Origin of the sequence: Polynucleobacter necessarius (assembly GCF_900096755.1) — a bacterium.
GTDB lineage: Bacteria > Pseudomonadota > Gammaproteobacteria > Burkholderiales > Burkholderiaceae > Polynucleobacter > Polynucleobacter necessarius_K.
On sequence record NZ_LT615227.1, the window covers coordinates 939007 to 951746 of the forward strand.

A 12740-nucleotide genomic window follows, 5' to 3' on the forward strand; every position below is an offset into this window, starting at 1 on the left:
TAGAAAGTAAAATATTCAAAAGTGCGGCGCTATATTTACGGCGCAAATCTCGGCGAACAAGGTGAATCTATTGGCCCATAAGCAAAAATCAGATAGCAATTTTTTGGTGGCTGGCGTAGTTAGAAATTGTGCAAATCACGTCAAAAGTGACGTAAAAAAAATTCAAGATGCGTTGGTAGGTGTTCGCAATGTGAGTTGGCTATTGATTGAGTCTGATAGTGATGATCAGACCGTAGGGGTATTAAAAGACCTAAAAAATGAAATTGCCAATTTCGACTTTATGACCGTAGGTACTTTGCGCGATCAGATGCCAATAAGGACCGATCGGCTTGCATATTGTCGCAATACTTTTTTAGAGGCGATTCGCTCGCAAGAAAAGTATCGCAATATTGACTATGTCTTGGTCTCGGATTTTGATGGAATGAACACGCACCTTACCCCTGCTTCAATTGATAGCTGTTGGGAACGTGATGATTGGGATGTTTGTACCGCCAATCAAGATGGGCCTTATTACGATGTGTGGACTATACGACACCCATTTTGGTCACCCAATGATTGTTACGAACAATATCGCTATATGTTGAGCCTTAAGGTAAGGGCTTTTGTAGCTTACTATGACGCGGTTTACTCTCGAATGGTAATCATCCCTAAGAATGCGGAGTGGATTGAGGTGGATGCAGCCTTTGGCGGCCTTGCAATCTACAAAAGAGAGGCGATTATTGCTTCGAGATACGCAGGTATAACAGAGGCTGGCGTAGAAATTTGTGAGCATGTTGTATTGAGCGAGGGTATTAAAAAAGCAGGCTTTAGTATTTTTCTTAATCCGCGCCTTATTAATACACGTCGTTCAGAGCACATTAATAAGGCATTGAAAAATATTGCAGCGCTTTTTTTATTTGGCAAAAATGGACCAGACCGTTTAAAAAAATTAATGCGACGCTAAGGTAGTTTGCGTAATTTAGTACGCGGTCTTAGCGGTAAAGCCGTTAAAGACCGTCATAAAAATGATCTTAAGATCAAGCCAGATGGACCAATGATTAATGTAGTAAAGATCGTAATCAATCCTAGATTTCATTTTATCTAGGGTTTCTGTTTCGCCGCGTAAGCCATTGACCTGTGCCCAACCTGTGATCCCGGGTTTGACTTTGTGTCTAAGCATGTAACCTTCAATTAACTGTCGATACTCTTCATTGTGAGCAATCGCATGAGGTCTGGGTCCAACTATTGACATCGTTCCCTGGAGCACGTTCCAAAATTGAGGCAATTCGTCTAATGAGGTTTTTCTTAAAATGCGACCCAATGGGGTGATGCGCGGATCATCTTTAGATGCTTGAATTACTACTGCGCCATCATCCATGCTTTTCATTGTTCTAAATTTGAGCACCTGTATGACTTCGCCATTTAGACCATACCTACGTTGCCTAAACAATACAGGCCCCTTGGAGCTTAGCTTAACCGCGATTGCAATCAGTAGCATTAGCGGCAAAGCCATCAAAAAAATAATACTACCGAGAATAATATCCTCTAGTTTTTTTAAGAGCCAGTAGCTCCCATAGAACGGATGATCATTGACTGTGATCATGGGGGTATTACCCAGTGTTACCCAGCCAGCATCAAAGGCGTTATATAAAAATAGTTGGGGAACGATATAGGCAGATGCGGTGGAGTCTGACAAGCCACTAATCACTTTGCGGGTGGCCCCTGGATTTTTTTCTGCGTTTGTAATGAATACATAATCAATGTGTTTTTGATTGATGCGTTCTAGTAGTTCTTCATAGCTTTCAGTAGTTCCAGTGTGTGCTAGCCCAGTCCAGGGTGTTTGGTTGATTTTTTGCTGAAGCAAACGACCATTTTCAGAATTGCCGTAAATAATGTACGTTCTGGCGTTGGCTCCCTGGGCGCGCATTACGCGTAAGCCTAAATAAATTACAAGACGTTCTGTGATTAATAGAATGGGCGCCATTATTAGCCAGCTAGCAATAATGACTCGAGAAAAAACGCTTGATGACTTTGTTAGGAATGCCAGAGCAATCAGTAGGAATGCAACAATAAGCCATGCCCCAATAATTTTTCCTGCTATCTGAAAATAACTCTCCAAACGTGCCGAGCGATATACGGATCGAAATTCAGCGACCAGTAAAAATAAGGCGGCACTAATTGCAGAAAGGTATTGATATAAATCTTCTTGCGAAGAATCAATAGGGTAGATGTGGCATAAAACTTTAAGACTAAGCCAGATAAGCGCGGCATCCAGGATGCGATTAAGCGAGGAGAGCTCGCTGCTAAATTGACGAATATGCCCTGGCTGACCGGATGATGTGCTCATAGTAACCAATTATCACAAATATCTTATGGCTACACCACATATATGACAGCCTAAGTGAAGGGCCTAGCTTATCTTTGGGCTGGAGCTTGGGCGTTCATGATGGGGTTCAGAGCTTGAAGCAAGCTTTATGTTGGCAAGTATGACCTCAGAAATTGCACCGATTGCCAGTAATAACAAAAATGGCTGTCTTTCCCCCTCGGGAACGACAGAGGTATTCATGATTAAAAAGTTTGGGATAGCAACAGCCATTAGAAAGAGTCCAATCCTTCGCTCCTTTGAGATTACGCACAGCACTCTATAGAATATGTAGGCAACTAAAATTACAGCAGTTAGAAGCGCCCAAAATCCAGATAGTCTGTGAATATCAGCAAAGAAGTTGTGGAACCATTGCAGGGAATCCCATGGAGGTGGCCCAACCTCAATCCTTTGAAGCGGATTTGCTATTAAATGATCAGCCCAAAATTGAAACATCTCAAATCGAGCATCTTTTACTATATTTAAATCGACTGGTCGTCGATTTAAATAGGCTATCCCGAGTAACGCGTCAAGTTTTAATAAGGTGGGATAGGTGACGAGCACAAGGATTATAGAGAAGCAAGGTCGCCATTGCCTTAGGATTAATAAAAAAAATGCAACACTCAAGGGCGAGATGATTAATGTGATAGCAAAGTAGGAGCGCTGGCCAATGACTAGGGCGGCAGCTAAAGAGCTTAATGATCCGGCTATTCCAGTTAACCAAAACCCTCGTGGCCTTTGGCTTGGCTTTAGGATGAGTCCAGCAAGAAATGTCGCGGGAAATAAACACAGCAAGTTTGCAATTCCCGGGGTATTAATACTTTTTTTATTTCCAGTTAAAAGATGCCGAATATCAGTAACATTGCCATATAGTTTTAGTCCGCGATTTTCTATAAGTAAAGTTATTCCGACTGTAAGCAAACAAAAAATCAAAGAGCCAATACAAAACAGCCAAATAAAAGTAATGAGCTCTGAATCTTTAGAGAGGAAGGTAATCGATAAGATTGTTATTGCACAGAGGGTCGTTAGTGCGGGGTAATAAGCCCAAGACATTTTTAATATGTTTGGGTGATATGGAGTATGCAGACCCCAATAGCAGAGTAAGAACACTCCAGTTAAAGAGAGCAGCATTATAAAACCGCACCCATAAAAGAGGTATTTAAAGTTCCCGAGTAATGACTTTAATCCTGAAAAATATGAAAAGAGATGTGTTGCAACGAGTATCGCGACAATTAGCGGGGGGACTCCAAATCCGAGGCCAATGGGAATTGACCAGAATCCGATCTTGCGGCTCAACTCGCTTTTAATTTTTGAGATCTTCAAAGGTTGGGTATTGGTATTTGGCTTGTACTGATATGAGAATATAAATCGCGCATAAATATCCTCAAAATAACTAACGTAGATAACTTTTTATTATAAGTTATCTATATAATTACGGTAAATATTAATTTTGACTACATAAGTTTTTATGGGTAAAATAATATCGGATTAATAAAAAAAAGGGGGGGGTGAATGGAGGATATTGATGGCCAAAAAGTTTCAAGCGCTAATTCCGAAGTCTCGCTTGGGGTAATCCTCTTTTTTCTCAGTCGAAGCTACAAAATCATTTTTGCTTCGTGCGCCGTGGGTTTTGCAATCGCGGTAGCCTATTTAATGCTCGCTCCCAAGCAGTACGAAGCAGTTGCACAAATTGCTATGGCCAAAATTAGCACCCCTAAGGGCGCAAACCCCAATTCCTCCGCCATCAATATTGAGGAGCCCTCAGTTCTCATCTTTCGCTTATTAAACACGCCAGCTAGCCTTACGCCGCGTGTTTTAAGCTCATGCGGCTTGAATGTTGAGGGAGGTAACTTGGCGAGCGTTGCTAGATCAATTAAATTGAGTCAGTCTAAATACGCCAGCAATATGGTTGAGCTTAAAGTATTTGCCAGGTCGCCTGATTTGGCTCTTGATTGTGCGACGGCCGTATTTGATCTCATTAAATTCACGCAGGCTCAAATTGCAGCCTTATATATAGAAGAGGTCAACGTCGAGTTAGAGGACTATAAGGAGCGCCTAAAAAAGGCGAAAGCTCTCATTTCTAGGGTGGAAGCATCTCAACCACAAATTGGCGTGACATACCTAGCTACGCGGGATGAGATACAGTTCTTATTGGGTAAGATTGCTGAATTTGAAATGTTGGCAGCTATTAACAGATCGGGAGAGACTAGCTTAGTTGCCCCTATCTATGCGAGCGATATCCCTGTCGCACCTAAGAAATCCTGGATTATGCTGATAGGATTAATAGGAGGGGTATTTTTCGGACTATTGTTGGCAATGTGGCGACAATTTGTGTCCGACCGCGACATAACGAAATTGCAATAGGCTTGCGATGTCTTATAAATTCTAAAAATTAAAATTTAGATGAAATCAATTTTGCCTCTTATCGGTAGGGAAAAAGAATTATTTATTGACGATGTTGGTAAGTGTGAGGCCGACCTTCAAAAGATTATTTCAAGTTCAAGCTTTCTCGTGTTGGGTGGTGCTGGAACAATTGGACAGGCCGTGACCAAGGAGATATTTAAAAGAAATCCATTAAAGTTGCATGTCGTTGATGTTAGCGAGAACAATATGGTTGAGCTGGTAAGGGATCTTAGGAGTTCGCACGGATATATTGACGGTGATTTTCAAACTTTTGCACTTGACATTGGCTCGGTTGAGTATGATTCCTTTATATCTGCAGATGGCAAATATGAATATGTTCTCAATCTTTCTGCGCTAAAACATGTCCGTAGCGAGAAGGATCCTTATACACTTATGCGTATGATTTCAGTTAATGTCCTCAATACAGAAAAAACACTTCTACAATCAATTGCTAAAGGGGCAAAGAAATATTTTTGCGTATCAACCGATAAAGCCACCAATCCAGTAAACATGATGGGCGCCTCAAAGCGCATCATGGAGATGTTTTTAATGCGACGCAGTCTTGAGATTGATGTATCTACAGCAAGATTTGCCAATGTTGCATTTTCTGATGGTTCATTGCTACATGGGTTTAATCAGCGAATTCAAAAGAATCAGCCTGTTGTTGCCCCTAAGGATGTCAAAAGATACTTCGTTACGCCTCAAGAGTCTGGCGAGTTATGCTTGATGTCGTGTATCTATGGAGAGAATCGTGATATTTTTTACCCCAAATTAAGCGAGGAACTACATCTGATAACCTTTGCTGAAATTGCTGCTAAATATCTTCGACAGATTGGATATGAGCCATACCCGTGTGACTCTGAGGATCAGGCGCGGGAATTGACTTTATCGCTTCCTAAAATTGGAAAATGGCCATGTCTTTTTTCTGATAGCGATACAACGGGTGAAAAAGATTTTGAGGAATTTTTTACTGAAAATGAAATTTTAGGTTTGGATTCTTATGAACATATTGGGGTGATAAAGAATGCGCCAGTTTTCAATCAAAAAATATTAGAACGCTTCCTTTCAAAAATTAGCGAATTAAAGACTTCTAAAAAATGGGGGAAGGAAGATCTCGTAGCTTTATTTCGTGAATTAATCCCCGAATTTAATCACAAAGAGGTTGGTAAATATCTTGATGGAAAAATGTAAGAATGAGCACTCCCAATCCAATCAAGATATCATCGAATTTATTCGAGGCTTATATAAAACCGAAGGGTTTATACCCTTACATGAACCGAGATTAGCAGGAAATGAAAAAAAATATCTTTTAGAGTGCATAGACTCTACTTTTGTTTCTAGTGTCGGAAAGTTTGTTGACCAATTTGAGTCGATGATATTTGATTTTACAGGGGCTCGGCATGCTATAGCTACCGTTAATGGTACGGCCGCATTGCATGTGGCGCTTAAATTAGTTGGCGTTGATGCTGGAGATGAGGTAATTACACAGCCTCTTTCTTTTATTGCCACTTGTAATGCAATTAGTTACTGCAATGCGAAGCCGATTTTTGTGGATGTAGATGTTGATTCTATGGGTATGAGCCCCAAGAGTTTGCGGAATTTCTTAAGTGCAAATACCCGTCAAAATCTTGGTGTATGTGTCAACATTGCAACCGGTAAAAAAATTGCCGCTGTCGTCCCTATGCATACATTTGGCTTGCCATGCAGAATTGAAGAAATTGAAGAAATTTGCAAAGAATTTAATATCCCTTTAGTAGAGGATGCTGCCGAAAGTTTGGGGAGCTATGTGAATGGCAGGCATACGGGTACTTTTGGGCGGATTGGTGCCCTAAGCTTTAACGGCAATAAAACAATTACCACTGGCGGTGGCGGTATGATTATTACCAATGATCCATCTTTGGCGAGGCGCGCAAAACATATTACAACTACCGCTAAGCTACCCCATCCATATGAATTCATTCATGATGAAGTGGGTTATAACTACAGATTGCCCAATATTAATGCGGCCCTTGGATGTGCTCAGATGGAATCTCTACTCTCCATCTTGAGGGGTAAACGAGAGTTAGCCTCAGAGTACGAAAATTATTTTCTAGAGAAAAATATAAATTTTGCAGAAGAGATTGATGGCAGTCACTCAAATTATTGGCTAAACGCTATTATTCTGGAAGGTCGAATGCAAAGAGACTCTTTTTTAAAGGATCTTAATGATGCAGGCGTGATGTGCAGGCCTATTTGGCGTCTTATGAATAATCTAAAAATGTTTAGTAATTGCCAAAAGGCGGATTTATCAAATGCGGAGTGGCTTGAGGACCGCGTTGTCAATATCCCCAGTAGCTCAAGAATTCCATGAAGCCAAAAATTATCCTTGTAGGCGGCGGTGGGCACTGTACATCATGTATTGATGTGATTGAGCAAGAGAATAAATTCCAAATAGCTGGCGTGGTTGATACACAAAAATATGGCGAACACTTGTTGGGGTATCCAGTTTTGGGGGACGATAAGGATCTTGCTGGTTTGCGAAAATCATATGAGTATGCACTTGTGACTGTAGGGCAGATTCAGACATCTGCAATTAGAATTAAGCTATATCAACAATTATCTCTGCTGGGCTTTAGTTTGCCCACCATTATTTCTCCAAGAGCTTATGTTTCTAAGCATGCAGTCATTCTCGATGGATCAATTATTATGCATGACGCATTGATTAACGCTCACACGAGTGTTGGAAGCAATTGCATTATTAACACCAAAGCATTAATTGAGCACGACTCAAAAATTGGCAGTCATTGCCATATATCAACTGGAGCTATTGTTAATGGTGGTGTAGTGGTTGGCAATGGGGTATTTATTGGCAGCAATGCTGTAGTAAAGCATTCCGTACAGATTAGCGATAATTTTTTTATAAGAGCCGCTGATTTATTTTCCGGAGATGAAAATGAGTAGAGTTTTTATAATTGCTGAGGCTGGAGTTAATCACAACGGGTCTTTAGAAATTGCAAAAGCATTGGTAGATGCTGCAGCCCACGCTGGAGCTGATGCAGTTAAGTTTCAAACTTTTAAGGCATCTAATTTAGTCAGCAAATCTGCTCAAAAAGCTGATTATCAAAAGAAAACAACAGGGGCAGTTGAGACTCAGCATGCCATGCTTGAAAGGCTTGAGCTCAATGAGCTTGCACATCAATCGATTATTGAGCATTGCAGAAATAAAAAAATTATGTTTCTGTCAACTCCCTTTGATGCAGAAAGTATTGATATGCTCAAGAGCTTGGGAATGCCTATATATAAGATACCCAGCGGAGAAATTACAAACCTCCCTTATTTAAGGCATGTTGGTCGATTAGGAAAAGAGATTATTCTCTCTACGGGTATGTCTAGCCTTGATGAGATTGGCAATGCATTGGATGTTTTAGAGCGTGAAGGTGCCCCTAGATCAAGCATTGCAGTTCTTCATGCTACAACGGAATATCCCTGCCCAATTGAGGAGGTGAACCTCAATGCAATGCTCACAATTCAGAAGGCATTTGGTGTTAGGGTGGGATATTCTGACCATACGCCTGGTATTGAGGTTCCAATAGCTGCGGTTGCATTGGGTGCTCGTGTAATAGAGAAGCACTTTACGCTGGATAAATCTATGGATGGGCCCGATCATAAGGCAAGCCTGGAGCCTGATGAGTTAAATGAAATGGTAAAGGCAATACGAAATATTGAACAGGCATTGGGAGACGGTATTAAGCGCCCAATGACTAGTGAAATTAAGAATAAATTAGTTGTTCGCAAATCTTTGGTTGCCAGTCGTGAAATTAAAGCGGGAGAGTTTTTTAGTGCTGAAAATATAGGAGCAAAAAGACCTGGTACAGGGATTTCTCCAATGCGATGGGATGAGGTAATTGGGAAACGGGCTTGTAGAGATTTTCTTTTGGATGAGCTAATCGAATTATGAGAAAAATTTGCGTCATTACTGGCACGCGTGCTGAATACGGATTGTTACGTTGGATCATGCAAGGCATTAAAGACGACCCTGAACTAAGATTGCAGATTATTGCTACAGGTATGCATTTATCCCCTGAATTTGGGTTAACCTACAAATCAATTGAGGAGGATGGATTTCATATTGACCGCAAAGTAGAAATGCTAACTAGCTCAGATACGCCCGTTGGAATCACCAAGTCTATGGGCTTAGGGATGGTTGGATTTGCGGATGCCTTAAATGAGCTGGACCCTGATTTGATTGTTGTTCTTGGTGATCGATTTGAAATATTTTCAGCAGTATCTGCAGCTCTTTTGGCGAGAATACCGGTAGCCCATATACATGGCGGTGAAAGCACAGAAGGGGTGATTGATGAATCAATACGTCATTCAATAACAAAAATGTCGCATTTGCATTTTGTATCTGCTGAAGAATACCGTCGGCGCGTAATACAGCTAGGGGAGCGGCCTGAAAGAACTCACTTGGTTGGGGCCCCGGGAATTGATGGTATCAAAAGATTAAAACTTCTCGATAGGGCGCAACTAGAAGAGTCGTTGGGTTTTAAGTTGGGATCGAAAAGCTTATTGATAACTTTTCATCCAGTTACTTTAGAGAAAGCTACGGCTGGGGATCAATTCGAGGAGTTGCTTGCATCTCTTGCGCTATTGAAAGATACCCAATTAATTTTCACGATGCCTAATGCTGATACTGACGGGCGTGAATTGATAAAGTTGGTAGAGAATTTTGTTTCCAGACACTCAAATGCAAAGTCGTATAACTCGCTAGGACAACTTCGCTATCTATCATGCCTAGCGCAGGTTGATGGTGTAGTCGGCAACTCTTCTAGCGGCCTGCTGGAGGCTCCTAGCTTCCGGAAGGGCACCGTTAATATTGGAGATCGCCAACGAGGAAGATTACACTCTGAAAGTGTGATTAATTGCGAGCCAGAGAGAGAAAGTATCTCTGCTGCCTTAAGACGTCTATATTCTGACCAGTTCCAGTCAAACCTGAAGCGCGTTAAAAATATTTATGGTGAAGGCGGTGCGAGTGACGCGATTGTTTCTATTGTTAAAACTGCTTCATTGGATGATATTGTAAAAAAGAATTTTTTTGACATAAAAAATATATAGGTATGGCTGCAACGATGGTGTCCTATATTTCGATGTTACACAGGACCGCTTGTTCTGTATCTATGTTGTGGAAAAAATATTTAGTGATGAGGCTTGAGTTAGATTTCAGGCTGAATTCAAAAGGAATCTAGTTATGGAAATACCTAAAGAAATATGGCGGCAGGCGATTTTGCCCATTAATGCCACAATAGGTGACGCAATTAAAAATTTAGATCAGGTTGCGATCAAAATAGTTTTAGTTGTTGATGAGTTAGGCGTTTTAGCTGGCACCATTTCGGATGGTGATGTGCGCCGTGGTTTGCTTGATGGTTTGGATATGAGTAGTCCTGTTACCAGCATTATTCATCGAAATGCAGTAGTGGTTCCACCTGAGCTTGGTCGGGAATTGGTGATGCAGTTAATGACGGCTAACAAGATTCAGCAGATTCCTGTGGTGGATGATCAGCATCGCATCATTGGCTTACATCTATGGAGTGAAATTACTGCTCCCCCTAACCGCCCAAATTTAATGGTGATTATGGCCGGCGGTAAGGGTACGAGATTGCGTCCTCATACAGAAAATTGTCCAAAACCATTATTGCCTGTAGCTGGCAAACCAATGTTGGAGCACATTATTGAGCGCTCTAAAGCGGAAGGTTTTAATCATTTTGTCCTTTCTATTCACTATCTTGGTCATATGATTGAGGAGTATTTTGGGAGCGGAGATCGCTTAGGTGTACGAATTGATTATTTGCGCGAAGAATCACCCTTGGGCACTGCCGGAGCCTTGGGATTGCTTCGCCCCTCATCAAATGATCCTTTTGTGGTGACTAATGGCGATGTTATTACCGACATTCGATATGGGGAGTTGCTCGATTTTCATATTCGGCATGGTGCTGCTGGAACTATGGCTGTACGTGTACACGAATGGCATCATCCATTCGGGGTTGTGCAAACCCAAGGCGTTGAAATTATTGGTTTTGAAGAAAAACCAATAACCCGAAGCCATATTAATGCCGGTGTTTATGCATTAGATCCAGCAGCATTAAATCTTTTGTCAAATGAACACTGCGATATGCCAACCTTATTTGAGCGCTTGCAGTCTAAAGATTTGCGTACCGTAGCATATCCAATGCATGAGCCGTGGCTTGATGTGGGTAGGCCATTGGATCTTCATTTGGCAAATAGCGAGCATACCGAAGGTGTTGATTGATGATAAATGGAAAAACCGTTATTGCCATAATTCCAGCGCGCGCTGGCTCAAAAGGATTATTGGGAAAAAATATCAAGCCGTTGTGCGGGAAACCACTCATCGCATGGAGTGTAGAGGCGGGCTTAGCTAGTCGGTATATTGATGAGGTGATGGTGACTACTGACGGTGAAGATATCTCTCATATTGCAAAAAAATTTGGTGCTTCCATTCCTTTTCTTAGGCCTCCGGAGCTTGCAGGCGATACCGCAACAACATTTGATGCTGTAAAACATGTGATTGATTTTTATGCTCAAAAAATGCATAAGAAGTTTGACTATATTGTCTTACTAGAGCCAACATCTCCGCTACGAGAAAAAGACGATCTAGATCGAATGCTTGAGAAATTAGTATCAAACGATGGTGAATATGATGCAATAGTAAGTCTTGGAGAGGTGCATGAACATCCTTCAATCATGAAGAAAATTTCAGGCAATGAAATTGTGCAATACAACAAAGACTTAACAACTACAACGCGAAGGCAAGATAATGATGCTGCTTATTTTCCATATGGAGTTGCATACATTATCAAGAGAGACACACTACTTGATGAGAAAGTTTTTTATCCAAAAAGAACAACTTATCACCTGATTAAGCGATATCAATGCTATGAAATTGACGACATTTATGATTTTCTTGCCATTGAAAATATTATGAAATTTGAATGGGGGCAAAAATGAAATTCCTAGTCATTGGCTTGGGTTCAATGGGTAAGAGACGAGTTCGAAATCTTCAAGCATTAGGTGTGGTAAATATTGCGGGATTTGATGTGCGTGCTGATAGACGTCAAGAAGCACAAGATAAATATGGAATTCAAGTTTTTGAAAGTCTAGACCTGGCAATGATGGTCTATGAACCAGAAGTTTTTATAATCTCGACCTCGCCCGATCTTCATATGCAATACGCTTTCTTTGCACTTGAGAAGGGTATTAGTTGCTTTATTGAGGCATCAGTTGTTGAGGCTGACAAGATTGACCTGCTTTCTAAAAAAATTGAAGATAAGAAAATTGTCATGGCGCCCTCATGTACGATGCGCTATTTTTCTGGTCCCAAAAAGATCAAGGAGCTAATTCGTTCTAATGCAATTGGAAAAATTTTGAATGTCAATTATCAGACTGGTCAATATTTGCCTGATTGGCATCCATGGGAAAAGATTGAGGAATTTTACGTATCAAAGCGTGAGACTGGAGGTGCGCGAGAAATTGTACCGTTTGAACTCACTTGGCTGAATGATCTTTTTGGAGTGCCCCAAGCCTTAGCTTGTGTAAAAACTAAGCTTACTGAAATAAACGCAGATATTGATGATATTTATCACTGCCTAATTCGTTATGATGGCAAGGTGCTTGCCAATATTACAGTTGAAGTGGTGTCAAGGCCAAAGGCTACACGAGATATGCGAATCTTAGGTAGCGAGGGTGAGATTATATATAGCGCCGATTCAAATAGCGTGAGATATATAAATACTTCCATGGATGATTGGATAAGTTTTGACCTTGGCGCGGGAAGGGTTGAAGACCACTATATCAATCCAGAAGAGCCTTATATTGCAGAAATCAGAGACTTTATATCGGCTGTAGCGGCAAAAGATCAAACTTTATTTCCGAATTCCTTGAAGGATGATTACAAAATTCTACAAACTTTAGAAGCCCTTGAAAAAATGACAGGAGCCTAGCT

At 41.0% G+C, this 12740-nt stretch carries 12 protein-coding genes; 10 read left to right on the forward strand and 2 right to left on the reverse strand.

All coding sequences use genetic code 11. From position 1 onward, the window contains the following. Nucleotides 1-61: 61 nt before the first annotated feature. Complete coding sequence (locus DXE27_RS04935; RefSeq protein ID WP_128113141.1) at nucleotides 62-943, forward strand: hypothetical protein; 882 nt, start codon at nucleotides 62-64, stop codon at nucleotides 941-943. Between the two features lie 15 nt (nucleotides 944-958). Here the strand turns inward: DXE27_RS04935 and DXE27_RS04940 are convergent, their stop codons facing one another. Together DXE27_RS04940 and DXE27_RS04945 are read right to left on the reverse strand one after the other, a co-directional pair. Then, entirely contained in the window at nucleotides 959-2326 is a 1368-nt protein-coding gene (locus DXE27_RS04940) for an undecaprenyl-phosphate glucose phosphotransferase (RefSeq protein WP_128113142.1), read from the reverse strand. A gap of 63 nt (nucleotides 2327-2389) precedes the next feature. Then, nucleotides 2390-3664, reverse strand: a complete 1275-nt coding sequence (locus tag DXE27_RS04945; RefSeq protein ID WP_128113143.1) for a hypothetical protein — start codon at nucleotides 3662-3664, stop codon at nucleotides 2390-2392. 189 nt (nucleotides 3665-3853) lie between these two features. Between DXE27_RS04945 and DXE27_RS04950 the strand changes: the two genes are divergently transcribed. The 9 genes from DXE27_RS04950 (at nucleotide 3854) to DXE27_RS04990 (ending at nucleotide 12738) form a co-directional block, all read left to right on the forward strand. Next, the gene (locus DXE27_RS04950) at nucleotides 3854-4705 is read left to right on the forward strand and encodes a Wzz/FepE/Etk N-terminal domain-containing protein (RefSeq protein WP_128113144.1); all 852 of its coding nucleotides are present in this window, start codon (nucleotides 3854-3856) and stop codon (nucleotides 4703-4705) included. A gap of 39 nt (nucleotides 4706-4744) precedes the next feature. Continuing rightward, nucleotides 4745-5935, forward strand: a complete 1191-nt coding sequence (locus tag DXE27_RS04955; protein ID WP_128113145.1) for a UDP-N-acetylglucosamine 4,6-dehydratase — start codon at nucleotides 4745-4747, stop codon at nucleotides 5933-5935. Next, entirely contained in the window at nucleotides 5922-7094 is a 1173-nt protein-coding gene (locus DXE27_RS04960) for a LegC family aminotransferase (protein WP_128113146.1), read from the forward strand. The genes DXE27_RS04955 and DXE27_RS04960 overlap by 14 nt, the downstream gene beginning before the upstream one ends. Further along, nucleotides 7091-7684, forward strand: coding sequence for a NeuD/PglB/VioB family sugar acetyltransferase (locus DXE27_RS04965; protein ID WP_128113147.1), 594 nt, complete (start codon nucleotides 7091-7093; stop codon nucleotides 7682-7684). The genes DXE27_RS04960 and DXE27_RS04965 overlap by 4 nt, the downstream gene beginning before the upstream one ends. Continuing rightward, the gene (gene neuB / locus DXE27_RS04970) at nucleotides 7677-8681 is read left to right on the forward strand and encodes an N-acetylneuraminate synthase (protein WP_128113148.1); all 1005 of its coding nucleotides are present in this window, start codon (nucleotides 7677-7679) and stop codon (nucleotides 8679-8681) included. Before DXE27_RS04965 ends, neuB begins: the two co-directional genes overlap by 8 nt. Then, nucleotides 8678-9838 carry a UDP-N-acetylglucosamine 2-epimerase gene (gene neuC, locus DXE27_RS04975; RefSeq protein WP_197712306.1) on the forward strand — a complete coding sequence of 387 codons (1161 nt, stop codon included), beginning with the start codon at nucleotides 8678-8680 and terminating at the stop codon, nucleotides 9836-9838. Before neuB ends, neuC begins: the two co-directional genes overlap by 4 nt. Before the next feature lie 133 nt (nucleotides 9839-9971). Further along, entirely contained in the window at nucleotides 9972-11030 is a 1059-nt protein-coding gene (locus DXE27_RS04980; RefSeq protein ID WP_128113150.1) for a nucleotidyltransferase family protein, read from the forward strand. Beyond that, on the forward strand, nucleotides 11030-11746 hold the full coding sequence (locus tag DXE27_RS04985; protein ID WP_128113713.1) for an acylneuraminate cytidylyltransferase family protein: 717 nt from the start codon (nucleotides 11030-11032) through the stop codon (nucleotides 11744-11746). The genes DXE27_RS04980 and DXE27_RS04985 overlap by 1 nt, the downstream gene beginning before the upstream one ends. After that, nucleotides 11743-12738: a Gfo/Idh/MocA family protein gene (locus tag DXE27_RS04990; protein WP_172457154.1), complete on the forward strand. Its 996-nt coding sequence runs from the start codon at nucleotides 11743-11745 to the stop codon at nucleotides 12736-12738. Before DXE27_RS04985 ends, DXE27_RS04990 begins: the two co-directional genes overlap by 4 nt. Nucleotides 12739-12740: the final 2 nt, after the last annotated feature.

What these genes read in the sequence shown, in the direction of transcription:
- neuC (WP_197712306.1), top strand. Translation starts at nt 8,678, where the DNA reads ATGAGAAAAATTTGCGTCATTACTGGCACGCGTGCTGAATACGGATTG.
- DXE27_RS04950 (WP_128113144.1), top strand. Translation starts at nt 3,854, where the DNA reads ATGGAGGATATTGATGGCCAAAAAGTTTCAAGCGCTAATTCCGAAGTC.
- neuB (WP_128113148.1), top strand. Translation starts at nt 7,677, where the DNA reads ATGAGTAGAGTTTTTATAATTGCTGAGGCTGGAGTTAATCACAACGGG.
- DXE27_RS04960 (WP_128113146.1), top strand. Translation starts at nt 5,922, where the DNA reads ATGGAAAAATGTAAGAATGAGCACTCCCAATCCAATCAAGATATCATC.
- DXE27_RS04980 (WP_128113150.1), top strand. Translation starts at nt 9,972, where the DNA reads ATGGAAATACCTAAAGAAATATGGCGGCAGGCGATTTTGCCCATTAAT.
- DXE27_RS04955 (WP_128113145.1), top strand. Translation starts at nt 4,745, where the DNA reads ATGAAATCAATTTTGCCTCTTATCGGTAGGGAAAAAGAATTATTTATT.
- DXE27_RS04940 (WP_128113142.1), bottom strand. Translation starts at nt 2,326, where the DNA reads ATGAGCACATCATCCGGTCAGCCAGGGCATATTCGTCAATTTAGCAGC.
- DXE27_RS04990 (WP_172457154.1), top strand. Translation starts at nt 11,743, where the DNA reads ATGAAATTCCTAGTCATTGGCTTGGGTTCAATGGGTAAGAGACGAGTT.
- DXE27_RS04965 (WP_128113147.1), top strand. Translation starts at nt 7,091, where the DNA reads ATGAAGCCAAAAATTATCCTTGTAGGCGGCGGTGGGCACTGTACATCA.
- DXE27_RS04985 (WP_128113713.1), top strand. Translation starts at nt 11,030, where the DNA reads ATGATAAATGGAAAAACCGTTATTGCCATAATTCCAGCGCGCGCTGGC.